Origin of the sequence: Microbacterium maritypicum MF109 (assembly GCF_000455825.1) — a bacterium.
GTDB classification, from domain to species: domain Bacteria; phylum Actinomycetota; class Actinomycetes; order Actinomycetales; family Microbacteriaceae; genus Microbacterium; species Microbacterium maritypicum_A.
The window spans coordinates 33049-58700 of the sequence record NZ_ATAO01000239.1; the positions used below are offsets into that span (position 1 = coordinate 33049).

The 25652-nt window shown below is 67.3% G+C and carries 27 protein-coding genes; 11 read left to right on the top strand and 16 right to left on the bottom strand.

Annotated elements, in window-relative coordinates:
• Positions 1 to 9: 9 nt before the first annotated feature.
• Positions 10 to 453: a MarR family winged helix-turn-helix transcriptional regulator gene (locus tag L687_RS40310; protein ID WP_021201527.1), complete on the bottom strand. Its 444-nt coding sequence runs from the start codon at positions 451 to 453 to the stop codon at positions 10 to 12.
• Positions 454 to 498: 45 nt separating this feature from the next.
• Here L687_RS40310 and L687_RS40315 point away from each other — a divergent pair, with 45 nt between their 5' ends.
• Positions 499 to 741 carry a hypothetical protein gene (locus L687_RS40315; RefSeq protein WP_172889137.1) on the top strand — a complete coding sequence of 81 codons (243 nt, stop codon included), beginning with the start codon at positions 499 to 501 and terminating at the stop codon, positions 739 to 741.
• Positions 742 to 776: 35 nt separating this feature from the next.
• Here the strand turns inward: L687_RS40315 and L687_RS40320 are convergent, their stop codons facing one another.
• The 11 genes from L687_RS40320 to rpsA form a co-directional block, all read right to left on the bottom strand.
• A complete protein-coding gene (locus L687_RS40320; RefSeq protein WP_021201529.1) occupies positions 777 to 1127 on the bottom strand; it encodes a TfoX/Sxy family protein in 351 nt (116 codons plus the stop codon).
• 11 nt (positions 1128 to 1138) lie between these two features.
• Positions 1139 to 3211 carry an excinuclease ABC subunit UvrB gene (gene uvrB, locus L687_RS40325; RefSeq protein WP_021201530.1) on the bottom strand — a complete coding sequence of 691 codons (2073 nt, stop codon included), beginning with the start codon at positions 3209 to 3211 and terminating at the stop codon, positions 1139 to 1141.
• Positions 3212 to 3319: 108 nt separating this feature from the next.
• On the bottom strand, positions 3320 to 4537 hold the full coding sequence (locus L687_RS40330; protein WP_021201531.1) for an MFS transporter: 1218 nt from the start codon (positions 4535 to 4537) through the stop codon (positions 3320 to 3322).
• The gene (gene coaE / locus L687_RS40335) at positions 4534 to 5133 is read right to left on the bottom strand and encodes a dephospho-CoA kinase (RefSeq protein ID WP_021201532.1); all 600 of its coding nucleotides are present in this window, start codon (positions 5131 to 5133) and stop codon (positions 4534 to 4536) included. Before coaE ends, L687_RS40330 begins: the two co-directional genes overlap by 4 nt.
• 32 nt (positions 5134 to 5165) lie before the next feature.
• Positions 5166 to 5744: a CoA-binding protein gene (locus L687_RS40340; RefSeq protein WP_021201533.1), complete on the bottom strand. Its 579-nt coding sequence runs from the start codon at positions 5742 to 5744 to the stop codon at positions 5166 to 5168.
• Positions 5741 to 7045: an O-acetylhomoserine aminocarboxypropyltransferase/cysteine synthase family protein gene (locus tag L687_RS40345; RefSeq protein ID WP_021201534.1), complete on the bottom strand. Its 1305-nt coding sequence runs from the start codon at positions 7043 to 7045 to the stop codon at positions 5741 to 5743. Before L687_RS40345 ends, L687_RS40340 begins: the two co-directional genes overlap by 4 nt.
• A gap of 29 nt (positions 7046 to 7074) precedes the next feature.
• On the bottom strand, positions 7075 to 9081 hold the full coding sequence (acs, locus tag L687_RS40350) for an acetate--CoA ligase (protein ID WP_235045257.1): 2007 nt from the start codon (positions 9079 to 9081) through the stop codon (positions 7075 to 7077).
• 11 nt (positions 9082 to 9092) lie between these two features.
• Complete coding sequence (locus L687_RS41700) at positions 9093 to 9953, bottom strand: ABC transporter permease (RefSeq protein WP_021201536.1); 861 nt, start codon at positions 9951 to 9953, stop codon at positions 9093 to 9095.
• The gene (locus L687_RS40360; protein WP_021201537.1) at positions 9950 to 10990 is read right to left on the bottom strand and encodes an aliphatic sulfonate ABC transporter substrate-binding protein; all 1041 of its coding nucleotides are present in this window, start codon (positions 10988 to 10990) and stop codon (positions 9950 to 9952) included. Before L687_RS40360 ends, L687_RS41700 begins: the two co-directional genes overlap by 4 nt.
• Positions 10987 to 11835, bottom strand: coding sequence for an ABC transporter ATP-binding protein (locus tag L687_RS40365; RefSeq protein ID WP_021201538.1), 849 nt, complete (start codon positions 11833 to 11835; stop codon positions 10987 to 10989). Before L687_RS40365 ends, L687_RS40360 begins: the two co-directional genes overlap by 4 nt.
• Positions 11836 to 11977: 142 nt before the next feature.
• Entirely contained in the window at positions 11978 to 13432 is a 1455-nt protein-coding gene (gene rpsA, locus L687_RS40370; RefSeq protein ID WP_021201539.1) for a 30S ribosomal protein S1, read from the bottom strand.
• Positions 13433 to 13671: 239 nt separating this feature from the next.
• Here rpsA and L687_RS40375 point away from each other — a divergent pair, with 239 nt between their 5' ends.
• Positions 13672 to 14223 carry a hypothetical protein gene (locus L687_RS40375; RefSeq protein ID WP_152525987.1) on the top strand — a complete coding sequence of 184 codons (552 nt, stop codon included), beginning with the start codon at positions 13672 to 13674 and terminating at the stop codon, positions 14221 to 14223.
• A complete protein-coding gene (locus tag L687_RS40380; protein WP_235045256.1) occupies positions 14220 to 15035 on the top strand; it encodes a hypothetical protein in 816 nt (271 codons plus the stop codon). The genes L687_RS40375 and L687_RS40380 overlap by 4 nt, the downstream gene beginning before the upstream one ends.
• A 17-nt stretch (positions 15036 to 15052) precedes the next feature.
• Here the strand turns inward: L687_RS40380 and L687_RS40385 are convergent, their stop codons facing one another.
• Positions 15053 to 15778, bottom strand: a complete 726-nt coding sequence (locus tag L687_RS40385) for a hypothetical protein (RefSeq protein ID WP_021201542.1) — start codon at positions 15776 to 15778, stop codon at positions 15053 to 15055.
• A gap of 88 nt (positions 15779 to 15866) precedes the next feature.
• Between L687_RS40385 and L687_RS40390 the strand changes: the two genes are divergently transcribed.
• Positions 15867 to 16805, top strand: a complete 939-nt coding sequence (locus tag L687_RS40390) for a 5'-3' exonuclease (RefSeq protein ID WP_029258327.1) — start codon at positions 15867 to 15869, stop codon at positions 16803 to 16805.
• Between the two features lie 23 nt (positions 16806 to 16828).
• Here the strand turns inward: L687_RS40390 and L687_RS40395 are convergent, their stop codons facing one another.
• Both L687_RS40395 and trpD read right to left on the bottom strand, forming a co-directional pair.
• Positions 16829 to 17815: a PHP domain-containing protein gene (locus L687_RS40395; protein WP_029258328.1), complete on the bottom strand. Its 987-nt coding sequence runs from the start codon at positions 17813 to 17815 to the stop codon at positions 16829 to 16831.
• A 2-nt stretch (positions 17816 to 17817) separates the two neighbouring features.
• Positions 17818 to 18888, bottom strand: coding sequence for an anthranilate phosphoribosyltransferase (gene trpD / locus L687_RS40400; RefSeq protein ID WP_021201545.1), 1071 nt, complete (start codon positions 18886 to 18888; stop codon positions 17818 to 17820).
• A 192-nt stretch (positions 18889 to 19080) separates the two neighbouring features.
• Here trpD and ctaE point away from each other — a divergent pair, with 192 nt between their 5' ends.
• The 7 genes from ctaE (at position 19081) to L687_RS40435 (ending at position 25150) form a co-directional block, all read left to right on the top strand.
• Positions 19081 to 19734 carry an aa3-type cytochrome oxidase subunit III gene (ctaE, locus tag L687_RS40405; RefSeq protein ID WP_029258330.1) on the top strand — a complete coding sequence of 218 codons (654 nt, stop codon included), beginning with the start codon at positions 19081 to 19083 and terminating at the stop codon, positions 19732 to 19734.
• Positions 19735 to 19754: 20 nt separating this feature from the next.
• A complete protein-coding gene (gene qcrC, locus L687_RS40410) occupies positions 19755 to 20558 on the top strand; it encodes a cytochrome bc1 complex diheme cytochrome c subunit (RefSeq protein ID WP_029258331.1) in 804 nt (267 codons plus the stop codon).
• Positions 20559 to 20594: 36 nt separating this feature from the next.
• Positions 20595 to 21671, top strand: coding sequence for a cytochrome bc1 complex Rieske iron-sulfur subunit (gene qcrA / locus L687_RS40415; RefSeq protein WP_021201548.1), 1077 nt, complete (start codon positions 20595 to 20597; stop codon positions 21669 to 21671).
• Positions 21668 to 23479, top strand: coding sequence for a cytochrome bc1 complex cytochrome b subunit (gene qcrB / locus L687_RS40420; protein WP_021201549.1), 1812 nt, complete (start codon positions 21668 to 21670; stop codon positions 23477 to 23479). The genes qcrA and qcrB overlap by 4 nt, the downstream gene beginning before the upstream one ends.
• Before the next feature lie 80 nt (positions 23480 to 23559).
• The gene (locus L687_RS40425) at positions 23560 to 23964 is read left to right on the top strand and encodes a RidA family protein (RefSeq protein ID WP_021201550.1); all 405 of its coding nucleotides are present in this window, start codon (positions 23560 to 23562) and stop codon (positions 23962 to 23964) included.
• On the top strand, positions 23961 to 24482 hold the full coding sequence (locus tag L687_RS40430) for a GNAT family N-acetyltransferase (RefSeq protein WP_021201551.1): 522 nt from the start codon (positions 23961 to 23963) through the stop codon (positions 24480 to 24482). Before L687_RS40425 ends, L687_RS40430 begins: the two co-directional genes overlap by 4 nt.
• Positions 24483 to 24730: 248 nt before the next feature.
• Positions 24731 to 25150 (top strand): rhodanese-like domain-containing protein, encoded by a 420-nt coding sequence (locus L687_RS40435; protein WP_021201552.1) that lies wholly within the window; start codon positions 24731 to 24733, stop codon positions 25148 to 25150.
• A 65-nt stretch (positions 25151 to 25215) separates the two neighbouring features.
• Here L687_RS40435 and ctaF read toward each other — a convergent pair whose 3' ends face one another.
• A complete protein-coding gene (gene ctaF / locus L687_RS40440) occupies positions 25216 to 25650 on the bottom strand; it encodes an aa3-type cytochrome oxidase subunit IV (protein WP_021201553.1) in 435 nt (144 codons plus the stop codon).
• Positions 25651 to 25652 lie beyond the last annotated feature (2 nt).

Below are 25652 nucleotides of genomic sequence, written 5' to 3' on the forward strand. Positions count from 1 at the left end.
CACGACGCGTCAGCCGAGGTCAGGACGACGCCCCGCGAAAGGTCCGAGACCGTCCCGAAGCGCCGCGATCTCGTCGACGCCCATGCCGACCGCCGCCATGACCTGGTGCGGAACGTCGACCGCCCGGTCACGCAACGCCGTTCCCGCCGGCGTGAGCGTGATCTCCAGGCGCCGCTCGTCCTCGCTGCTGCGCTGACGCACGACCAGCCCCTCCGTCTCCAGCCTCTTCACGAGCGGCGAAGCCGTCGCCGGCTCCATGGCGAGATCGATCGCCAGGTCGTTGAGAGTCCGCGGCGACCGCTCCCACAGTGCCAGCATGACGAGGTATTGGGGATGAGTCAGCCCCAGCGGCTCGAGGATGGGACGGTACAGGGCGACGACATTGCGCGCCGCGGTCACCAGGGCGAAGCAGAGCTGGTTCTCGAGCCGGAGCAGGTCATCGGATGCTGTCACAAGGGAGACTATACATCTGCACTAATAGTTAGTACACTAATGAACATGGCACAGGATTCCGATCGCCCGCCCCTCCGTACTCGCATCCGCGACGCCGGAGGGCTGTATTCCTGGGTGAACACGAACCTCATCCGGTTCGCGGGACCCGCATCCGTCGGCCCCTACGAGAAGACTCCGCCCCCGAGCGCCGCAGAGCGCGCCGAGCGCGCCTGCCCTCTATGCGGCGCACCGATGACGGAGCACGAGATCGACCGCACCGGGCCGAAGACCCTGGTGCACTGCCCGTAGCGGCCTCGACCTTGGCGACGGTCCCGCCCGTCGCGTCAGTTCTCCTCTGGAGCCTCGTTCGCCGAACCCGTCGACTCCCGAGCGACGTCGAGCCAGAACATGAGCGCGGTGTCGTCCTCGATGGCCCCGGCCGCCACGTCGAGCCAGCCGGAGCTCATCGTGCGCGCACCCATGACGGCCCGCGCTGCTCCGGGCTCCGTGAGCAGCGCGGCACCGTTCTCGTCATCGACGCGCACCAGAAGGACGCCACCCGGACGCGCGCCGACGAGGATGCGGCCGTCGTCGAGGAACGCCCTGGTACCGAACATCCGACGCTCTTCGATCTCGGTGTCCACGCCCAGCAACGCACGCACCCGATCGGCGAGTTCGTTCCCCGCAGCGTCCATCAGCCCGCCTCCTACGCGTGCCCGGCGCGCTCCATGGCACGGAGCTCTTTCTTGAGGTCCTGCACTTCGTCACGCAGGCGCCCGGCGAGCTCGAACTTCAACTCGGCCGCTGCCGCGAGCATCTGATCGGACAGATCCTGGATCGTGGCTTCGAGCTGCTGCGCCCCCTCGGCCGCGATACCCGTGCGGCGCAGGTTCGGCGTGGGCGACTTGCCCTTGCCGGTGGCGCGACCGCGACCGGACAACATCTCTGCCGTGTCGGCGCCCTCACGCGCCAGCACCTCGGTGATGTCGGCGATGCGCTTGCGGAGCGGCTGCGGGTCGATGCCGTGCTCTTTGTTGTACGCGACCTGCTTCTCGCGACGCCGGTCGGTCTCCTCGATCGCCTTCGTCATCGAGTCGGTCATCTTGTCGGCGTACATGTGCACCTCGCCGGACACGTTTCGGGCCGCACGACCGATGGTCTGGATCAGCGAGGTCCCCGAACGCAGGAACCCCTCCTTGTCGGCGTCGAGGATCGCGACGAGGGAGACCTCGGGAAGGTCGAGTCCCTCACGCAGGAGGTTGATGCCCACGAGGACGTCGTACACGCCGGCGCGCAGCTCGCTGAGCAGCTCGACGCGACGCAGGGTGTCGACGTCGGAGTGCAGATAGCGCACCCGCACCCCGTGCTCACCGAGGAAGTCGGTGAGCTCCTCCGCCATCTTCTTGGTGAGAGTCGTGACGAGGACGCGCTCGTCGCGCTCGACCCGTACCCTGATCTCCTCGAGCAGGTCGTCGATCTGCCCCTTCGACGGCTTCACCACGATCTCCGGGTCGACGAGACCGGTCGGGCGGATGATCTGCTCGACGATGCCATCGGCGATGCCCATCTCGTACTTGCCGGGAGTGGCGGACAGGTAGACGGTCTGACCGATGCGGTTCTTGAACTCGTCCCAGCGCAGCGGGCGGTTGTCCATGGCGCTCGGCAGCCGGAACCCGTGGTCGACGAGTGTGCGCTTGCGCGATGCATCACCCTCGTACATCGCACCGATCTGCGGGACGGTCACGTGCGACTCGTCGATCACCAGCAGGAAGTCGTCGGGGAAGAAGTCGAGCAGGGTGTGCGGCGGCTCGCCGGGCGCGCGTCCATCCATATGGCGCGAGTAGTTCTCGATGCCGGAGCAGAAGCCCAACTGCTGCAGCATCTCGAGGTCGAAAGTGGTGCGCATGCGCAGACGCTGCGCCTCGAGGAGCTTCCCCTGCCGCTCGAACTCGGCCAGGCGCTCTTCCAGCTCGGTCTCGATCGTGCCGATCGAACGCTGGATGACATCGGTGCCGGCCACGTAGTGCGAGGCGGGGAAGATCGGCACGGCGTCGAGCTTCTCGATGACCTCTCCTGTGAGCGGGTGGAGCGAATACAGAGCCTCGATCTCGTCGCCGAACAGCTCGATGCGGATCGCATGCTCTTCGTAGACGGGGATGATCTCGATGGTGTCGCCGCGCACCCGGAAGTTGCCTCGCGAGAAGTCGACGTCATTGCGGTTGTACTGCATCGCGATGAACTGGCGGATGAGGGCGTCACGGTCGTAGCGCTCCCCCACCTGAAGGGCGACCATGGCGCGCAGGTACTCTTCGGGAGCCCCGAGTCCGTAGATGCAGGACACGGTCGAGACGACGATGACGTCGCGGCGGCTCAGCAGCGAGTTCGTCGTGGAGTGGCGCAGTCGCTCGACCTCGGAGTTGATCGAGGAGTCCTTCTCGATGAAGGTGTCGGTCTGGGGCACGTAGGCCTCGGGCTGGTAGTAGTCGTAGTACGACACGAAGTACTCGACGGCGTTGTTCGGCATGAGCTCGCGGAACTCGTTCGCGAGCTGTGCGGCGAGCGTCTTGTTGTGTGCGAGAACGAGCGTCGGGCGCTGCACCTGCTCGACCAACCACGCCGTCGTCGCGGACTTTCCGGTACCGGTCGCGCCGAGCAGCACGACGTCGGTCTCTCCCGCGTTGATGCGCGCCGCCAGGTCGGCGATGGCCTTCGGCTGATCGCCCGCGGGCTCATACTCGCTGATGACCTCGAAAGGACGGACACTGCGCGTGGGTTGCATACCTCCAGCGTATGCCGCCCCTCCGACATCGAGGCCGTCAAGAGGGATCCACCCCGGTCTCATCCATGCGCACGGCGTCGCCCGCCGCGACAGCATGAGGAGTTTCTTTCAGGAAGACGACTGCCCTGTGGGTGCGCCGCGCAGAGCCGAGACGGCCGCGAGAGCAGCCACGCCGCACATCGCGACGATGACGGCGACGAACCAGCCCCAGTTCGCGGCGCCGAACACGAGGCCGAGCATCCACCCGAACAGGCTCGACCCGGCGTAGTAGGCGAAGTAGTACAGCGACGACGCCTGGGCCCGACTGGCGGGGCCTGCCGCGACCGGCGTCCATCCGGAGGCGACGGCATGGGCTCCGAAGAACCCGGCCGTGAAGAGCACGAGACCGCCCAGCACGATCGTCGCCACCGGCACGAGCAGCAGGCCGGCGCCCGCGGCCATCACAGCGATCGAGGCGAGCAGCACGGGGAAGCGCCCGACCCGCGAGGCGAGCGCCCCGGCCCAGGGAGACGAGACCGTGCCGGCCAGGTAGGCGAGGAAGAGCAGCGTGACCACCCAGGCGGGCAGCACGAACGGTTCGGCCGACAGATGGAAGCCGAGGTAGTTGTAGACCGCCACGAAAGCGCCCATCAGCAGGAATCCCTGCGCGTACAGCGCCCACTGCAAGGGCGAGCGCAACGGCGCACGCAGCTTCTCCAGGATGCCGGGCCCGCGATCGGCGCGCAGACGACCGGGGACGAACCCCCTGGCGCGCGGAGTGAGCCAGAGGAACAGCGCGGCGGCGACCGCGCACATCACGGCGACCGACAGGATGCCGGCGCGCCATCCGCCGACCTCCCCGACGATCCCCGACGCGATGCGGCCGAGCAGACCACCGACCGTGGTCCCGGCGATGTAGCTTCCCGCCGCAGCGGCGGCGTGGCGGGCCTCCACCTCCTCGCTGAGATAGGCGAGCGCCACAGCCGGCACCGCTCCCAGCGCCACCCCTTCCGCGAAACGCAGAACGAGAAGCATCCCGATCTCGCCGCTCAGCGGGGCGGTGAGACCGAACACCGTGGCTGTGAGCACGCCCGTGGCCATGGCGGGCACACGACCGATGCGATCAGCGACCACCGACCAGGGGATGACCGCGAGCGCGAGGCCGAGCGTCGCGGCAGACACGCTCAGGGCTGCCGTCGCCGGGGCGACCGCGAGATCGGAGGAGATCTGCGGCAGCACGGCCTGGGCCGAGTAGAGCTGTGCGAACGTCGCGATCCCCGCGAAGAACAGACCGACGATGAGACGCCGATACTCGCGGGAGCCCGGGGCGTGACCGGAGAAGGTCACCGTGCGCTGATCCGCTCCCAGAGGGAATCCGTCTGCGCGCGTGTGCGCTCGAGAGAGTCGGACGTGTCGATCACCACATCGGCGATCGCGAGACGTCTTTCGTCGGAGACCTGGGCGTCTATCCGGTCCTGCGCCGCGCGCTCGTCCATCCCGCGCAGCTCGACGAGTCGCTGCCGACGCACAGCGGCCGGGGCGTGCGCGACCACGATGAGGTCCCAGGGGTCGTCCACCCGTGCTTCGACAAGAAGGGGCACGTCGTAGACGACGACCGCGTCGGCATCGTCGGCGAAGGCCGCGTCGAAGCGGCGCTGCGACTCTTCGCGCACCGCCGGATGCACGATCGCGTTCAGCTGCGCGAGGAGGTCGGCGTCGCCGAAGACCTTCGCGCCGAGCGCCGCCCTGTCGAGAGAGCCGTCGGGCGCGATGACATCGGCACCGAAGGTCTCGGCGATCCGCACGAGCACAGGCGACCCGGGCGACTGCACGTCACGCACGATCTGATCGGCATCGACGACGATGGCGCCGTGCTCCGCCAGACGCCGGGCGATGGTCGACTTCCCGGAGGCGATGCCGCCGGTGAGCGCGATGAGGGGCATGCCGCCAGTCTAAGGTTCGCTGCGGCCGCTCCTCACCTCGCGAGCAGCTGACGGCGCGAGCTGATCACGCCCGTGTCGAAGCCCGCCAGATGCAGGCCGCCGTGGAACCGCGCGTGCTCGATCTTGATGCACCGGTCCATGACCACCGAGAGACCTGCACGTTCCGCGATGGCCGCCGCGTCCTCGTTCCAGGACCCCAGCTGCAGCCACAGCGTCTGGGCACCCACCTCGATCGCCTCCTGAGCGATGCCGGGAAGGTCATCATGCCGACGGAACACGTCCACGATGTCGGGTACCACGGGGAGGTCGCTCAGCGTCGCGTACACGGGCTGCCCCAGGATCCGGGTCTCTCGGGGGTTCACGAGGTAGACGTCATAGGCCGTGCTGGAGAGCAGGTATGTCGCCACGAAGTACGACGCACGCGCAGGATTGTTCGAGGCGCCGACGATCGCGATGGATGTCGCGCGTCGCAGCAGACCGAAGCGCTCTTGCTGGCTCGGCCCGATCCAGGTGCGCCCGGGGATGGTCGCCGTCGCGCCGGGCAGCGCGCAGGCCGCAGCATCCGTCACGGTGGGGAGCGCGCACGCATCGCCCGATGTCGTCGCGTTCATCGGTTCGTTCCTGTCGCCGTGGTGAGAGCCTGGTCGAGGTCCCAGATGATGTCGTCGGCGTCTTCCAGTCCGACCGATATGCGGATCAGATCTGCACGCACGCCTGCGGCGACGAGCTGCTCCTCGGTGAGTTGGCGATGTGTCGTCGACGCCGGGTGGATGACCAGGGTGCGGGCATCTCCGATGTTCGCGAGGTGGGAGGCCAGCTGCAGGTTCTCGATCAGCGTCTCCCCCGCCGCCCTCCCGTCTTCGGCCGCGACCCCGAAGGCGAACACCGAACCGGGCCCGAGGGGCAGGTACTTGGCCGCACGCTCATGATGCGGGTGTCCTTCGAGCCCTGCCCAGGTCACGTAGGCGACCCGCGGGTCGGAGGCGAGCCAGTCCGCGACGACCCGGGCGTTCGCGAGATGCGCGTCGATGCGCTGCGGAAGGGTCTCGATGCCCTGGAGCAGATTGAACGCCGACTGCGGACTGAGCGCGGGGCCGATGTCGCGCAGCTGTTCGGATCGGAGCTTGGTGAGGAAGCCGTACTCCCCGAAGTTGTCCCACCACTTGATGCCGCCGTACGAGTCGACGGGTTCGGTCATCTGCGGGAACTTGCCGTTGCCCCAGTCGAACGTGCCCTTCTCGATGACGACGCCGCCGAGCGTGGTGCCGTGTCCACCGAGGAACTTCGTCACGGAGTGGATGACGATGTCGGCGCCGTGCTCGAGGGGACGCGCGAGGTACGGGGTCGCCAGCGTCGCATCGACCACGAGCGGCACACCGGCCGCATGGGCGACGGCCGCCAGTCCTTCGACGTCGGCGATCTCTCCCGAGGGGTTGCCGATCATCTCGACGTAGACGACCTTCGTCTCCGGACGGATAGCGGCGGCGAAGTCGGCAGGATCGGTCGAGGCGACGAATGTGGTCTCCACACCGAAGCGGCGCAGCGTCACGTCCAGCTGAGTCACGGTGCCGCCGTACAACTGCGCAGCGGCGACGACGTGGTCACCCACGCCGACGAGGGCTGCGAACGTGATGAACTCCGCGCTCATCCCGGATGCGGTGGCGACGGCGCCGATCCCGCCTTCGAGTGACGCCAGACGCTCCTCGAGGGCCGCGACCGTGGGGTTGCCTATCCGGGAGTAGATGTTGCCGTACTTCTGCAGCGCGAAGAGGTTGCCGGCATCCGCCGCGTCGTCGAACACGAACGATGTCGTCTGATAGATCGGCACGGCCCGCGCGCCGGTCGAGGCGTCAGGGGTTCCGCCGGCGTGCAGGGCCCGAGTGCGGAACCCGAAGCGATGTTCTTCCGTCATGATGTCCTCAGTTCAGCGGTATCGAGAGTTCAGCGGTGTCGAGAGTTCAGCGGTGTCGAGAGTTCAGCGCTACCGAGCACGTTGGCGATGTCGTCGACGGCCCAGGGGTTCTGCAGCGAGGTCGTGTCTCCGAGCGGCTGGGCATCGCGACCTGCTCGGCGGTCCTGCTCGGCCTCCCACAGCTGCGCCAGGAGTCGCCGCATGATCTTGCCCGAGCGTGTCTTGGGGAGGTCCGGTACCACCACGATGTGCTTTGGCTTGGCGACAGGGCCGATCGACTGCGCGACCTGCGCACGCAGGTCGGTCGGCGTCACTTCTGCGCGGCCCGACGGTGTCACGAACGCGACGACGGCCTGCCCGGTGATCGGGTCGGACACGCCGGCGGAGCCGGCTTCACCGACGGTGGCATGCGCGACGAGAGCCGATTCGATCTCGATGGTGGAGAGCCGGTGTCCGGAGACGTTGACGACGTCGTCGAGTCGGCCGAGGATCCAGATGTACCCGTCGGCGTCTCGCGTCGCACCGTCTCCGGCGACGTAGAAGCCACCGAACTCGCCGTGACCGGCATACGCCGACCAGTAGGCGTCGCGGTAGCGCTTCGGGTCACCCCACACCGTGCGAGCCATCCCGGGCCACGGGCGGCGGACCACGAGCGTTCCGGAGCGGCCGGGTTCGACCTCGCGTCCGTCCTCGTCGACCACCGCGACGTCGATCCCCGGCAGGGGCACCGACGCCGAGCCCGGCTTGAGTCGTGTGACCCCGGGCAGCGGCGCGATCATCGCGGCGCCCGTCTCGGACTGCCACCACGTATCGATCACCGGAAGCTCGTCACGGCCGAAGTTGCGGCGGAACCACACCCAGGCTTCGGGGTTGATCGCCTCGCCGACCGTGCCGAGCAGGCGAAGGGTCGAGAGATCGTGCCTGGTGGGGAGCTGCGTGCCGAACCAGGTCATGAAGGTGCGGATGAGGGTGGGGGCCGTGTAGTACACAGTCACCCCGTATCGCTCGATGATCTCGAGATGGCGCTCCCGGTGCGGAGAATCCGGGGTCCCCTCGTAGATGACCTGGGTGAGACCGTTCGAGAGCGGTCCGTAGATCTCGTAGGTGTGCGCGGTGACCCAGGCGAGGTCTGCGGTGCACCAGTGCACGTCGTCGGGCTTCGCATCGAAGTGCGCCCAGTGCGCCCAGCTCGCCTGCGTGAGATAGCCGCCCGACGTGTGAACGAGGCCCTTCGGCTTCCCGGTGGTGCCGGAGGTGTAGATGATGAAGAGCGGATGCTCGGCATCGAACGGCTGCGCGTCGTGCACGGGCGACGCAGTATCGACGACGTCGTGCCACCAGACATCGCGCCCGTCCGTCCACGGCACGTCCTGGGCCGTGCGCCGGAGCACCAGCACGTGCTCGAGGGCGGGAAGACCGGAGGCGGCGACATCGGCCGTGGACTTGATCTCGGTGGCAGCGCCGCGTCGGTACTGCCCGTCGCTCGTGACCAGCAGCTTCGCACCGGTGTCTTCGAGGCGGAAGCGCACGGCTTCGGCGGAGAAGCCCCCGAAGACCAGCGAGTGCACGGCGCCGATCCGCGCGCAGGCCAGCGTGATCACGATCGTCTCGACGAGCACGGGAAGGTAGATCACGACACGGTCGCCCGCCTCGACGCCGAGCGCCACGAGGGCGTTGGCGGCGCGGCACACGCGCTGCCGCAGGTCGGAGTACGTCACCGCGACACGGTCGCCCGGCTCCCCCTCGAAGTGCAGGGCGATCTTGTCGCCTCGGCCGGACTCCACGTGCCGGTCGACGCAGTTGACGGCCACGTTGAGCGTGCCTCCGGTGAACCAGCGCGCCGCAGGCACCGCATCTCCGCTCGGCGGCTCCCACTCATGGGGTGTGTGCCAGGGCTCCGCCCAGTCGAGGCGTCGAGCCGCATCCTCCCAGAAGGCGATGGGGTCCGCCGCGGCGCGCGCGTACGCCTCCGCCGTCACGTTCGCGTGTGGGAAATGGTCCGACGGCTCGTAGACACGAGCCTCCTGCAATCGCACCTCGGTCACGCTCACACCCACCGACGGAGCAGGTACTTCTCCACCAGCACGAGAACGCCGTTGGTGATGGTGCCGAGCAGAGCCAACAGCACGATCGAGAGGAGGATGCGGTCCACTCGACCGCTGTTCTGAGAATCCGTGAGCAGGAAGCCGAGCCCCATGGACGAAGCGATGAGCTCAGCGGCGACCAGGAACAACCACGCCTGGGCCAGCGCGAGACGGAGGCCGGAGACGACGGACGGCACGACCGCGGGCAGCTGCACGATGCGGAACAACGACCATCCGCGCAGGCTGAACGAGCGTCCGGCCTCGACGAGCTGCGGGTCGACATGCCGGAGTGCGGAGGCGACCGTGGTGTAGACGGGGAAGAACGCCCCGATCGCGATGAGCGTGACCTTGGACTCCTCCCCGATCTGCATCCAGAGGATCAGCAGCGGCACCCAGGCCAGCGACGGCACGGCGCGGATGGCGGCGAGCGTCGGGCTCAGCAGCACGTCGCCGAGCCGGGACAGCCCCACCACTCCCGCCGCGGCGAGACCGATCAGGGAGCCGATCGCGAATCCGAGCAGCACGCGCTGCACGGAGATGGCGATGTGGGTCCAGAGCTGGCCGCTCTCCGCGAGCTCGACACCGGCCTGGAAGACCGAGGCGGGCGTGGGCAGGCGGTAGGGCGGGATGAGCCCGTTCGTCGTGACGACCTGCCAGACGATCAGGATGATCGCCGGGAGGAGGAGGCCGGCGACGATGCGAACGACCGGACGGTCCCAGGTGCGCCGGGCAGCGGCATCGGGCCGCCTGAAGTCGCCTTTCGCGAAGTCGAGCGCGTCCCGCGAGTCGGCGGGCACGATCACGCGCTGGTCGAGTTCACTCACTCGCCGTCGACCGCCTTTTCGGCGAAGGTCGCGTTCACGATCGAGGAGAGCGCCTTGTCGACGGAGTCCTTGCCGCCCTGCACGTCGCCGGACTCCACGAGCACGGGGGCGATCTTCTCGAGCACGGCGATCTGGTCGTCGCCGGGGACGCCGCTCACGTCGAGGTTCGAGCGCTCCTCGATCACGGTGGTGGCGACGCCGAGGTCGATGCCGGCGACCTCGGCCAGGAGCGCCGCAGTCTTGTCGGGGTTCTCCAGCGCCCACTCGCGTGCCTGCTCGTAGGCGTCGACGACCGCCTGCGCGAGGTCGGGGTGGTTCGTGATGAAGTCCTCGGTGGCGTTGAGGAAGCCGTACGTGTTGAAGTCGACGTTGCGGTAGATGAGCTTGTCACCCGACTCTGCCTCGGCCGCGGCCATGATCGGGTCGAGACCCGACCACGCGTCGACCGAACCGCCGTCGAGAGCCGCCCGGCCGTCGGCGTGCTGCAGGTTCTGCACCTCGACGTCCGAGAGCGACAGGCCGCCCTCTTCGAGCGCCTGCAGCAGGAAGAAGTAGGGATCGGTGCCCTTGGTGGCAGCCACGGAGGCGCCCTTCAGATCTTCGATCGACGTGATATCGCTGTCCGGTCCGACGACGATGGCCGCCCACTCCGGCTGCGAGAAGATGTCGATGACCTGGATGGGCGAGCCGTTGGCACGGGCAAGGAGCGCCGCGGATCCCGCGGTCGAGCCGACGTCGACCGAGCCGGAGCGCAGCAGTTCGTTGGCCTTGTTGGAGCCGGCGGACTGCACCCACTCGACGGCGACGTCATCGCCGAGGATATCTTCGAGGATGCCCTGGTCACGGATCACGAGGCTCAGCGGGTTGTATGTCGCGAAGTCGATCGACAACGTGTCGGACGACCACTCGGTGGTCCCGGAGGTGGGCTTCGTGTCGGTGGCCGCGGCGTTCTCTCCCGCGACGCAGCCGGTCGCGACGAGCATCATCGTCCCGGCGATCGCGATCGCGGGGATGATTCGGCGGGTGGTGATGCTCATCGGGTCTCCTCGGCGGTGCGGTGGTGGGTGTCGACGCCGAGGCCTTCGAGAAGGTCGGCGCGCAGGTCGGCGAGACCGCGATCGGCGCGGTCTCTGGGGCGGATGCCCGGAACGGTGATCGTGCGGGCGATGGAGGACTCGTCGCCGTCGGCCGCGCCCAGCGTGCGCAGCAGGAGGACACGGTCGGCGAGATAGAGGGCTTCTTCCACATCGTGCGTGACGAGGAGGATCGTGGTGGGCTCCGCGGAGTGGATCTTCAGCAGCAGATCGTGCATGCGCAGGCGCGTCAGCGCGTCGAGCGCTCCGAAAGGCTCGTCGAGCAGGAGCACGCCGGGGTTCCGGGCGAGAGCCCTGGCCAGGGATGCGCGCTGGGCCATGCCGCCGGACACCTCGCGCGGATGCTGATCCGTCGCATGATCGAGGCCGACCAGCTGCAGCAGCTCACGGACGCGTTCGCGGCCGAGGCGGCGTGCGGTGCCCCGCGGGAGGCCGAGTTCGACGTTCTGTGCGATCGTGCGCCACGGGAGCAGCCTCGGCTCCTGGAACGCCACGGCCGTGCGCTCATCCACGTCGGCGACGGGCGTGTCGTCGAGTCGGATGCCGCCTCGTGTCGGCGCGTCCAGACCTCCGACGAGGCGCAGCAGGGTCGACTTGCCGCAGCCGGAGGGCCCGACGACGGCGACGATCTCACCGGCGGCTATGTCGACGTCGACGCCCCGCAGCACGTCGCGGTGGCCGTGCGGCAGAGGAAACGATCGTTCGATGCCTTCGAGCCGAACGGCCTGTGCCGTACCCACCGCCGTCGGAGCGGCGGCGGTGCGCGGTGCGGGCAGCAGGGTGGTCATACGCCCATGCTGGCCGAGCGGATCGGTTGTCACGAATGCCGTCGTAATGTTGCGTCACGCGCGGGATTCCGCGGTGTGGATATGCGAAACGGGCCGCCACACCCGCCCGAAGGCGAGGTGACGACCCGTTCCCGAATGCTGCTTAAGCGTTGCCGCCCGAGAGCTTCTCGCGCAGAGCGGCGAGAGCCTCGTCGTCCGCGAGGGTGCCGGCGCCGGCAGCCTCGCTGGTGAAGGTCTGACCGCCGAAGTCGTCTCCGGCCGCAGCCTCGGCCTCGGCCGCCTTGACGACCTGAGCCTTGTGCGCCTCCCAGCGAGCCTGGGCTGCAGCGTACTCCTGCTCCCATGCCTCGCGCTGGGCGTCGAAGCCTTCCTTCCACGCACCGGTCTCGGCGTCGAAGCCCTCCGGGTACTTGTACTCGCCGTTCTCGTCGTACTCGGCGAGCATGCCGTACAGGGCCGGGTCGAACTCGGTGCCGTTGGGGTCGACCGACTCGTTGGCCTGCTTCAGCGACAGCGAGATGCGACGACGCTCGAGGTCGATGTCGATGACCTTGACGAAGACCTCTTCGCCGACCGACACGACCTGCTCAGCCAGCTCGACGTGCTTGCTGGAGAGCTCGGAGATGTGGACGAGGCCCTCGATGCCGTCTGCGACGCGGACGAACGCACCGAACGGGACGAGCTTGGTGACCTTACCCGGCGTGACCTGTCCGATCGCGTGGGTACGGGCGAAGACCTGCCACGGGTCCTCCTGCGTCGCCTTCAGCGACAGGGAGACGCGCTCGCGGTCGAGGTCGACCTCGAGGATCTCGACGGTGACCTCCTGGCCCACCTCGACGACCTCGGAGGCGTGCTCGATGTGCTTCCAGGACAGCTCGGAGACGTGCACGAGGCCGTCCACGCCACCCAGGTCGACGAACGCACCGAAGTTGACGATCGACGAGACGACACCCTTGCGGACCTGACCCTTGTGCAGGTTGTTCAGGAACGTGGTGCGCGACTCCGACTGCGTCTGCTCGAGCAGCGCACGGCGGCTCAGGACGACGTTGTTGCGGTTCTTGTCGAGCTCGAGGATCTTGGCTTCGATCTCCTGGCCGAGGTACGGCGTGAGGTCGCGGACGCGGCGCAGCTCGATGAGCGAAGCCGGCAGGAAGCCACGGAGGCCGATGTCGACGATGAGTCCACCCTTGACGACCTCGATGACCGTACCGGTGACGACGCCGTCGTTCTCCTTGATCTTCTCGACGTCTCCCCAGGCACGCTCGTACTGTGCGCGCTTCTTGGAGAGGATCAGACGGCCTTCCTTGTCCTCCTTCTGGAGAACGAGGGCCTCGACCAGATCGCCGACAGCGACGACCTCGTTGGGGTCGACGTCGTGCTTGATCGAGAGCTCGCGCGAGGGGATGACACCCTCGGTCTTGTAGCCGACATCGAGGAGGACCTCATCGCGGTCGATCTTGACGATCGTGCCTTCGATGATGTCGCCGTCGTTGAAGAACTTCAGGGTCTTCTCGACCGCGGCCAGGAAGTCCTCAGCAGATCCGATGTCGTTGATGGCGACCTGCTTGGTGGCCGGGGCGGTCGTTGCGGTAGTCATGTAGTGGGTTGTCCTTGTTGAATGGAGACTCGGGCTGGGAGGCAACGACCGCGCACGGCCGACTGCATGCTTCACAGCAGTTGGATTTTGGTTTTCTCGTCACGAGGGCACGCGCATGCACGCCACGAGTGACGGTTAAGGCTATCAGAAGTTCGGATACGGCAGGAGTCGGATTCCGATGGGCGCCGACCTGTGGATAACTCCCCCGGGCCCGACGCACTCCGGGCTACCGTGACGGGGTGATCTCGCCGACTCCTCCCCTCGCCATGTCCCGTCGCCTCGGCGCTCTCACGATGGTCGCGGTCGCCATAACGCTCGCGGGCTGCGCGCCGACTCCGGCTCCGACGCCCACGCCGACCGCAGCCTTCGCCTCGGAAGAAGAAGCCTTCGCCGCCGCGGAGGCGACGTACCGGGCCTACACGGACGCATTGAACTCAGTTGATCTCAGCAACCCGGACACTTTCGAGCCAGTGTTCGACCTAACCAGCGGCGATTTTGAAGCAGCGGACCGTCAGACTTTGTCCCAACTCCACGCCAAAGACTATGCGTTCACGGGCCAGATGGCGGTCGTCGGATTCGACGGAATCAGTGCCGAGGCACCATTCGAAGAGGTCGAAGCGGCGGTGTGCGTTGATGTGAGCGGCTCGGACGTTGTTGACCCATCCGGCAACCCAGTGACACCGACCGACCGCCCCGATCTAAACCAGCTCCGCGTCACGTTCATCGTGTCCGATGGACGCATGCTCGTCGATCGCGCGGATCGAGATGCTGATGTCGCATGCGCTGGATGAGATCGCTCCTGCTGCCCGTCGTGCTTTTGTCGCTAACCACCCGTAGCGATGGCGGCGGTGTCGGGGGAGCCGACGTTGCCGTAGGCAATGACAACAACACAAGCGTCGTCATCTCCGGCACCCAGACCCAGCCCTCTTCCGGCAGCCCGCACAACAACGCCCCGGGCGGAGGGTCCCCGTCCACCCCGACCTCTCTGGCTTTCCCGGTGCACGAGTTCGACTTCGATTCGTGTCTCGACGACTGGAACAGCTCCCGCAGCTGCTTTCGTGCCGCGGTCGACGAGGAACCGACGTCACCCCCGCCACCGGCGACGGATGAGCCCGCCGCCCCGGCGATCACGATCGACGATCTCGCACAATTCGCTCCCGATCCGGTCGCGAACGTCGGCGAGCCCGACAACGTCGGTGTGGCCGGGATGCCGACGAACTTCGTCGCGGCGGCGTCCGCGCACACGCGCTCGGGCACCCTTCTCGGCACCCCTCTCTCGGTGCGGTTCACACCTGTCGACTATGAGTTCGTGCACGGCGACGGCACCTCTGCGACATCGAGCACCGGCGGACAGACCTGGTCGGCGCTCGGTCAGGCCCCGTTCACCCCGACCGCGACGAGCCACGTCTATCGCGAGCGCGGCACCTACCAGGCGCATGTCACCGTCCGCTACGCCGCGGAGGTCGACCTCGGCGGCGGCTGGTTCCCGGTCGCCGGTCGACTCACGATCCCGGGCCCCGCACGGGAAATACGCATCTTCGAGGCCCACACCGCACTCGTGGCCTTCACCTGCGAACAGCGCCCATCGGCCCCAGGCTGCTGAGCGACATCGAAGAAGAGCTAGCGCGCGATGGTCACGACGACCGGGGCGCCGTCCGCATCGACGTATCCGTCGAGCGTCAGTTTCGCGTCCTGGTCGATGCCCACCGCCGTCACGAACGTGATCTGCGGAACCAGATCCATCGTGCAGACCTCGTTCGCGCTCTCCTCCAGCCGAACGATCGCCTCGTTCTCGCTGACGGCCTCGACGGCCCCGGAGGCAGGCATGCAGGTCGACGATCCCCAGGTGAGGACCGCGAGTTCATGCGCGTCGATCCATGCCGCCGCGGGTGTCTGCTCGGGCATCCGATCGGCCGGGATGATCTCTCCTGACACGAGTCCGGGAAGCGTCAGTTCCGTGGTCTCTCCCCCGGGATCCGTCACTGTCAGCTCGACAGGTCGCGAGGAGTCGAACGCCGCCGGCAGCCCGACGTACATCCCGTGAGCGGTCTGCACTGCCGCGCACACCTCATCCGTGCCGTCGACGAGAACGAGCTCGAGCGATTGGTCCCCCGCGACGATGTCCCCGATCTGCGGAGCGCACGCATCGCCCCATGTCTTCACGACGAACGACGTCGCATCCAGCCATGCCGCCTGCGGTGCGTGTGACGTGTCGGAGGTGTCCGGAGCGGACGTCGATTCCGGGACAGGAGAGGTCCCCGCCGACATGGCGCATCCACTCAGTGCCGCGGCGAGCACCACCCCGCCCAGGACGAGGGACGAGAACGTGCGAAGAGAAGCTGTCATACCCGTGAGTGTCGCAACCGCGCGGATCGTCTCACTCTCCGGCCCGCGACCACCGGCCCGTGTCGCACGCCCGTGCCAGACTGTGCTGGTGACCGATCGCCTCATGCTGCTCGACACCGCCAGCCTCTACTTCCGCGCCTTCTACGGCGTCCCCGACAAGGTGACGGCGCCCGACGGCGCTCCGATCAACGCGGCGCGCGGTCTGCTCGACATCATCGCGAAGCTCGTCACGCTCTACGAGCCCACCCATGTCATCGCCTGCTGGGATGACGACTGGCGCCCGCAATGGCGCGTCGATCTGATCCCCAGCTACAAGACGCACCGTGTCGTCGAGGTCGTCGAGGTCGGACCTGACATCGAAGAGGTCCCCGACCCCCTCGAAGCGCAGATCCCCCTCATCCGGGAGACGCTCGCCGCGATCGGGATCCCGATCATCGGGGTGGCGGAGCACGAGGCCGACGACGTCATCGGCACGCTCGCGACCGGAGCGACGATGCCGGTCGACATCGTCACCGGAGACCGCGATCTGTTCCAGCTCGTCGACGACTCCCGCGATGTGCGGGTCATCTACACCGCGCGCGGCATGAGCAATCTCGAGGTCGTGACCGATGCGACCGTGGTCGCGAAGTACGGGGTGCTCCCCTCGCAGTATGCCGACTTCGCCACCATGCGCGGCGACGCCTCAGACGGTCTTCCCGGTGTGGCCGGGGTCGGTGAGAAGACCGCCGCGACGCTGCTGCAGACCCACGCCGATCTCGAGGGCATCCGCGCGGCCGCCGAGGCCGGAGAGGGCATGAGCGCCGGGGTGCGGGCGAAGGTGCTGGCCGCATCCGCCTACCTCGATGTGGCCCCCACCGTGGTCGCGGTCGCCACGTCGCTTCCCATCACGACGCCCGATATCCCGTTGCGGGTGCTCGATCCCGCGGAGGTCGATGCGGCGACGGCTCTCGCCGAGAAGTGGAACCTCGGCGGCTCGATGACGCGCGCGGTGGCAGCGGTGTCGAAGGCCGCCCTCGCGTCCGGCTGACCCCCGTTCAACCGCAGCTGCACCTATTCCGCCCAGGCGAGAAGCCGGGAGAGTCCCCAGGTCGTCACGATCCGGGAGGCGGGAATCCCCGCGCGCTCGGCTCGCTCCGCGCCGTGATCCAGCAACGAGAGCTGACCGGGAGCATGCGCATCCGAGTCGATGGAGAACAGGCATCCGGCTTCGAGCGCGATAGCGATCAGTTCATCCGGCGGATCCTGACGCTCGGGGCGCGAGTTGATCTCGACCGCCACCCCGTTGTCCGCGCAGGCGGCGAAAACCGCAGCCGCGTCGAACGCCGACTCCGGGCGGGTCCCTCGTTCCCCCTGCACCAGGCGCCCGGTGCAGTGCCCGAGCACGTTCACCCTGGGGTGCGACACCGCGGCGATCATGCGTGCGGTCATCGGACGCGAGTCCATCCGCAACTTCGAATGCACCGATGCCACGACGATGTCCAGTTCGCGGAGCAGGGAGTCCTCCTGGTCGAGAGCGCCGTCCTCGAGGATGTCGACCTCGATGCCGGCGAGCAGGGTGAAACCGTCACCGGACTCCGCACGCACCAGGGGCATCTGCTCCCGAAGCCGCTCGGCCGAGAGCCCTCTGGCCACCCGAAGACGCGGCGAGTGATCCGTTATCGCCTGATACTCATGGCCCAACGCGCGAGCTGCCGCTGCCATGACAGAGATGGGAGTAGTGCCGTCGGACCAGTCGGTGTGAGCGTGCAGGTCGCCGCGCAGCTTCGTGCGCAGCAGCGAGACACGCTCAGGTTCGACGTCGCCACGCAGCTCGACGAGGTAGTCCGGCACCTGCCCGGCCTGCGCCTGACGGATCACCGCGAAGGTGGATTCTCCGATGCCCTTCGCCGCTCTCAGGCGGGTGGGATCGGCCCGGACGTCGTCCGGGAGATCCTGCAGGGTCGCGGCAGCCTGACGAAAAGCCTTCGCTCGGTACCGTGAGGCCCGCTCGCGCTCCAGAAGAGAGGCGATCTCCAGCAGGGCGTCGACGGGATCCACGGTCACTCCTTCGGGGCCGCCAGCTCGCGACTGACGGAGATCCACTGGTCGAGCTTGGCCAGGGCACGGCCGTCGTCGACCGCCGCCGATGCCTTGTCGTACCCCTCGCGCAGTCGTTCGAGGATCGGGCGCTGCACCTGCATGGCGTCCTGGGAGAGTTCGAACGCGACGATGCCCGCCGCCGCATTGAGCAGCACGATGTCGCGCACCGCCCCGGTCTCCCCCGCCAGCGTCCGTCGCAGCACCTCCGCGTTGTGCTGCGGCGATCCGCCGATCAGGTCGGCCAGGTCGGCGATCGGGATGTCGAGGTCACGGGGGTCGAGGTCGTGCTCGTGGATGTCCCCGCGGGTGACCTCCCAGATGCGGCTGTGGCCGGTCGTGGTGAGCTCGTCGAGTCCATCGTCGCCTCGGAACACCAGCGCGGTCGCGCCGCGGGTCCGGAAGACGCCGGTGATCAGCGGTACGCGCTCGATCTGCGCGACACCCACGGCGTTGGCTTCGGCGCGCGCGGGGTTGCACAGCGGCCCGAGCATGTTGAAGACGGTGGGAACCCCGAGCTCCGCGCGGACGGGTCCTGCGTGCTTGAAGCCGGGGTGGAACGCGCCCGCCCACGCGAAGGTGATCCCGGTGCGGTCGAGGATGGATGCGACGGCGGCGGGGTCGAGTGACAGTTCGAGGCCGAGAGCACCGAGCACGTCTGAGGAACCGGAAGCCGAACTCGCCGCACGGTTGCCGTGCTTGACGACGGGCACGCCGGTGGCGCCGATGATGATCGCCGCCGTGGTCGAGACGTTCACCGTGCCGACGCGGTCGCCGCCCGTCCCGACGATGTCGAGCACATCAGGAGAGACGGGAAGAGGGACCGCAGCCTCGAGGATCGCGTCGCGGAAGCCGACGATCTCGTCGATCGTCTCCCCCTTGGCACGAAGAGCGACGAGGAATCCTGCCAGCTGGGCCTCCGTGACGTTGCCCTGCATGATCTGCCGCATGGCCCACGTCGACTCCCACACGCTGAGATCGCGACGCTCCAGAAGAGAGGTGAGCACGTCGGACCAGGTCAGGGAATCAGCCATGTGTGCGATCCTATCGGCGCAGAGAAAACATGCAGATGCTTCCGAACACACGTGCACCCCACCCCCACCCCTTGTTTCCCGCGGATTCACCGGGTATTCGCAGTGTTTTCTTAGGGTCTCCTAAGTCGTCGACCGGCAACTCGAAGGTCGCCGGTGCAAGAATCACGCCCGCGGATCGGCCATAATGGAGGGGTGACGACCTCAGCGACGTATGCCCCGGCGGCGAGAACGATTAAGCGGCCCAACCCGGTAGCTGTCGGCACCATTGTGTGGCTCGGCAGTGAGGTGATGTTCTTCGCGGGACTCTTCGCGATCTACTTCACCCTCCGCAGCACCTCCCCGGAGCTGTGGGCGGCCCGGACCGAGCTGCTGAACGTCCCGTTCGCCGCAGTAAACACTGCGATCCTCGTACTCTCCTCGTTCACGTGCCAGATGGGCGTGTTCGCGGCAGAGGACCTGCAGCCCTACAAGATCGGCAAGGGACAGAAGAACGGCGCAGGACGCCGTCGCCTGTTCGGATGGGGAATGGTCGAGTGGTTCTTCCTCACCTTCGCCCTGGGCGCGATCTTCGTCTCCGGCCAGGTCTGGGAGTATGCCCAGCTCGTTGCTGAGGGCATGCCCATCAGCGCTGACTCGTACGCTTCCGCGTTCTACCTGACGACGGGCTTCCACGCCCTGCACGTCACCGGCGGACTGGTCGCGTTCCTGCTCGTCATCGGACGCGCATACGCCGTCAAGAACTTCCGGCACAAGGAGGCGACCTCCTCGATCGTGGTGTCCTACTACTGGCACTTCGTCGACGTCGTCTGGATCGTGCTGTTCCTCGTTATCTACTTCCTGAAATAAGAGCGGAGCTGATCCCCGAGATGGCACGAGAGAAGAAGCGCCGTTCCAGCGGTCGTCGCAGCCCTTTGGCGGCGGCCGCGCTCATCGGCGCAGGCCTCATGATCACCGGCGCCGTGTACGCCGGCGCGACCGCTGCGTTCGCCGCGACCGACACCCAGTCGGCGGCGACCTCGCAGTTGACCGTCGAGGACGGCAAGAAGCTGTTCACGGCCAACTGCGCCACCTGCCACGGTCTCGACCTGCAGGGAACCGCCAATGGCCCCAGCCTCTACGGCGTGGGTGAGCTGGCGACCGAGTTCCAGCTGTCGACCGGCCGCATGCCTCTGCAGATGCAGGGCCCCCAGGCGCCGCAGAAGGCCCCGCAGTTCACCGAGGACCAGATCCTCGCGATCTCGTCCTTCGTCCAGTCCGAGGCTCCCGGCCCGACGTTCCCGTCGGACCACATCCTCGACGGCAAGGGCGATGTCTCAAACGGTGCCGAGCTGTTCCGCGTCAACTGCGCGATGTGCCACAACGTGGCCGCCGCGGGTGGAGCGCTCACCGAGGGCAAGTACGCCCCCGGACTCAGCGAGACCAGCGCGCTGCACATGTATGCCGCCATGGTCACCGGCCCCCAGAACATGCCGGTCTTCGGCGACATGAACCTGTCCGACGAGGACAAGCGAGACATCATCTCGGCGCTGCTCTTCCAGCAGCAGTCCGTGCAGATCGGTGGCTTCTCGCTGGGCTCGCTCGGTCCGGTCTCCGAAGGCCTGTTCGTGTGGATCTTCGGTATCGGCGCGCTCGTCGCCGTCACCGTGTGGATCACGGCGAAGTCCAACTGACGCTTAATCATCGAAGAGGAACGTACGAGGAGCACCATGGCACACGACGACGACTCGCAGGCTCTTGACAGGGCCTACCAGCCCTCTCCGGGGCTGGGTGTCGCAGTCAGCGATCCCGTGCAGAACCCCGGGCTTCCGCCGCACCGCGAGCGGATGACCGATAAGGACCCGCGCGCCGAGAAAGCCGCTGTCCGCACTGTCTACACGCTGTTCTATCTCTCGCTCGCCGGCAGCATCTGGGCGGTCGCCGCCTACATGCTGTTCCCGATCGAGAGCGGCGCGCTCATCGACATCCGGCAGAACAACCTCTTCATCGGTCTCGGCATCGCGCTCGCGCTGCTGGCCCTCGGCATCGGTGCCATCCACTGGTCCAAGGCCCTCATGTCCGACAAGGAGTTCATCGAGCACCGCCACCCCACCCGTGGCAAGGACTCCACGCGCGAAGCGGCCATCAAGGCCTTCTCCGACGCGAATGAAGAGTCGGGCTTCGGCCGTCGCTCAATGATCCGAAACTCGCTTTTCGCCGCGATCGTCGCCTCGATCATCCCCGGCGTGACGCTGTTCCGTGGCCTGGCGCCGCACTCCACTCCGGAAGACCCCACCGCGGGCGACCCGGTCGTGCTGCTCAAGCACACCATGTGGGAAGAGGGTGCGCGCCTGGTGCGCGATCCCGACGGCACCCCGATCCGCGCGGCTGACGTCACCCTGGGTTCGGCGTTCCACGTGATCCCGGAGGAACTCGCCACCCTCAGCCACAGCGACGGCTACCTCGAAGAGAAGGCCAAGGCCATCGTGCTGATGATGCGCCTGCGCCCCGAGCAGCTGATCGAGGCCGAGGACCGCAAGGACTGGTCCTACGACGGCATCGTCGCGTACTCCAAGGTCTGCACGCACGTCGGATGCCCTGTGGCTCTGTACGAGCAGCAGACCCACCACCTGCTGTGCCCGTGCCACCAGTCGCAGTTCGACGTCACGGACCATGCAAAGGTCATCTTCGGCCCGGCGGCTCGTCCGCTGCCGCAGCTGCCCATCACCGTCGATGACGAGGGCTACCTGGTCGCACGCAGCGACTTCAAGGAACCCGTCGGCCCGAGCTTCTGGGAGCGCCATTGAGCACCGCAACGCTGTCCAAAGAGGACAAGGACACCAAAGCGCCCCTCGGCGGTCGCTTCGTCGGTGCCGCGTCGAACTACATCGATGAGCGCACCAGCCTCTCCGGCTTCGTCAAGGAGCTCGGACGCAAGATCTTCCCCGACCACTGGTCGTTCATGCTCGGCGAGATCGCGCTCTGGAGCTTCGTCGTGGTGTTCCTCTCCGGAACCTTCCTGACGTTCTTCTTCCAGGCGTCCATGGTCGAGACCCACTACACCGGCGCCTACGCTCCGATGCGGGGTATCGAGATGTCCGCGGCGCTCGAGTCGTCGCTGCACATCTCCTTCGATCTGCGCGGTGGACTCCTGGTCCGGCAGATCCACCACTGGGCCGCCCTCGTGTTCATCGCCGGCATCGGCGTGCACATGCTCCGCGTGTTCTTCACCGGTGCCTTCCGCAAGCCGCGTGAGCTCAACTGGGTGATCGGCTTCATCCTCTTCATCCTCGCGATGGCCGAGGGCTTCACCGGATACTCGCTTCCCGACGACCTGCTCTCGGGCAACGGCCTCCGCATCATCGACGGCATGATCAAGGGTCTCCCCCTGATCGGCACCTGGACCTCGTTCCTCCTCTTCGGTGGCGAGTTCCCGGGTACCGACATCGTCGGACGCCTGTACACGCTGCACATCCTGCTGCTGCCGATGCTCGTCATCGCGCTGATCGTGGTGCACCTGATGCTCATGATCATCAACAAGCACACGCAGTTCGCCGGCCCGGGCCGCACGAACGACAACGTCGTGGGCTACCCGATGATGCCGGTGTACATGTCCAAGATGGGCGGATACCTGTTCATCGTCTTCGGCACCATCGTGTTGATCGCGACGTTCTTCCAGATCAACCCGATCTGGAACTACGGTCCGTATGACCCGTCCCCTGTCTCTGCCGGCACCCAGCCCGACTGGTACATCGGCTTTGCCGACGGCGCCCTGCGTCTGGCACCGTCGAACTGGGACATCGTCTTCCTCGACCACACCTGGTCGTTCGGCATCATCGCCCCGGTTCTGGTCCTCGGCCTGTTCATCGTGGCGGTGGCGATCTACCCCTTCATCGAGGCGTGGGTCACCGGAGACAAGCGCGAGCACCACATCGCACAGCGCCCGCGCAACGCCGCGACGCGCACGGCGATCGGTGTGGCCGGCGTCATCTTCTACGCCGTCCTCTGGGCCGCGGCATCGTCCGACCTCATCGCGACGCACTTCATGCTCACGATGGAGGGCGTGATCCACACGCTGCAGGCCCTGCTCTTCCTCGGGCCGATCCTGGGTTACTTCGTCACGAAGCGCATCTGCATCGCGCTGCAGAAGAAGGACCGCGAGATCGTGCTGCACGGTTTCGAGTCCGGCCGCATCGTCCGCCTCCCCGGTGGCGAGTTCATCGAGGTGCACCAGCCGGTCGACAAGTACGACCGCTGGAAGCTGATCGACGTCGACACTTACGAGCCCCTCGTGGTGCGCCCCAATGACAAGGGCCGCATCCCGTGGACCGAGAACCTCCGTTCCTCGATCTCCCGTTGGTTCTTCGAGGACCGTCTCGCCCCGCTCACGCAGGCCGAGGTCGAGGCGGCGGATGCTCACCAGCACCACGTCACGGCTCACAACGACGAGACCGAGGCTGCAGAGATCCAGGGTGCCCACGAGCGCGCAGGATTCCCTGACGCCCCGCTCACGGTCGATGAGACCCACGTCGACGAGACGCCGAACACGCCGAGCACGGTCATCGCGACCGAGCCGGTGAAGAAGCCTCGCAAGAAGTCGGAGGATGGCGAGTAGTCGCCACTCCCCCACTGATGAAGGCCTCGTCCCTGCGGACGGGGCCTTCATCGTTAATCCCCTAATGAGAGGATCGATCCATGTCGTCCGTCGTCCAGCTGATCCGCGGCACCGCCCTCGCCGAAGTCCCCTACGCCTACGCCGCGACCGCACCGGCCGGCTCACGCCTGATCTTCCTCGCCGGCGCGTGCCCGCTGAACGACGATGGCACGACTGCTGCACCCGGTGACTACGCCGCTCAGGCGGCCAAGTGCGTAGAGACCCTCCAGGGGGCGCTCGAGATCGCCGGCGCGACCATCACCGACGTCATCAGCACGCGGGTACTCGTGGCCTCCTCATCGCAGGCCGACCTCGTCGCGGCCTGGGATGTCATCCATGCGGCTTTCGGCGCGCACGACGTGCCCAGCACGCTCCTGGGCGTGACGGTGCTCGGCTACGACGACCAGCTGGTCGAGATCGAAGCGATCGCGGCTGTCTCCGAATGAGCATCAACGTCGTCGTCCGCCCGGCCGCGCCCGACGATGACGCGGCAACGGAACAGATCGAAGTGGCCGCCGATGCCCTCCTCATCGAACGGTTCGGAGCCGTCGACTGGCCTCCCCCGACGCCCCCGCAGGAACGCGCGTCGATGCCGGGCTTCGTCCTCGTCGCCGAACACCACGACGGGACCACCACGACGCCGGTCGTTGTCGGCTTCGTGCACGTGCTGGAGCTCGACGGCCACGCGCATCTCGAGCAGCTCTCGGTGCTTCCCTCTTACGGACGCCAGGGTATCGGCCGTGAGCTCGTCACGGCCGCGCTCACGGAATCGCGCCACCGGGGTCATACCGAGATCACCCTTCGCACCTACATCGACGTGCCCTGGAACGCCCCCTTCTACACGTCCTGCGGCTTCGTCGTGAGCGAGCCGGACACCTCACTGCTCCGAGATCTGGTCCAGGTCGAATCCGCGCTGGGCCTCTTCGAGCACGGACCGCGCACGCAGATGACGGCTGTGCTCTGATTCACGGCTGTGCTCTGATTCACGGCTGTGCTCTGATTCACGGATGTGCTCTGATCCACGGATGTGCTCTGATCGGTAGCAGTACGTCGATCGTCGAACGCGCCACGACCGACGACGGCACCTCTGCCGCTGACCTCGCCGGGCCGCCCTGGCTGGCGTATACCCCCGGCTCCGGCATTGACCGCAATCCGTCGCTGAGCGACTGGATTCCGCCGGATGGTTCCCGCGTGTCTCCGTAGGCTGGAATCATGATCGATCGTGCCGAGTTCTACGCAGCCAAGTTGACCTATGAGACAGACCCCAGCGATGTGCACGCGGCGCTCAAGGCCGGCGAGAACATCGTCGTCGTCGACGTCCGCTCCGACGAGGCGTGGGCCCAGGGGCGGATCGCCGGTGCCGTGCACATGCACTACAGCGAGATCGCCTCGCGTGCTGCCACCGAGATCCCCGAGGGTGCGGACGTGGTCGTCTACTGCTGGAGCCCCGGCTGCAACGCCGGCGCCAAGGGCGCGCTCGAGTTCGCCCGCCTCGGATACGCCGTACGCGAGATGATCGGCGGTTTCGAGTACTGGGTCCGCGAGGGTTACGCGGTCGAAGACAGCGATGGCGTCCACCACCGCCCCGTGGATCCGTTGACCGGCATCGCACGCATTCGCGCCCACGCCTGATCACGGCCCCGGCGCACGAAGAAGGCCCCCGGATTCCTCCGGGGGCCTTCTTCCGTGCAGCTGGGTCAGCGGGCGAAGTTGCCGCGGTAGTACTCGTACACCCAGCCGACGATCGCGACGACGAAGATCGCGAGGCCGATCGGCAGGAGGAAGTGCCCGACCGCGAGCCCCACGACGAAGACTCCCGCCGAGGCAGCGAGGACGATGGGCCACCAGGACCACGGGCTGAACTCGCCGAGCTCCGGGTCACCGTCGTCGATGTCGGAGGTCAGGATGTCTTCGGGCAGCTCACCACGCTGCGCCTTGTGAGTGCGATCGAGATAGAACGCGATCATCGCTGCCATGAAGGCGGCGAAGAACAGGGCGACCGTACCGACCCACTCGATTCGCATCGCGAAGTTGTCGTTCGGTGTGGCCAGGATGTGCCAACCGGTGTAGACGACTCCGACGAGAGCGAAGAACGCCGTCAGGATCCACCAGAGAATGACGTTGTCGCGCATGA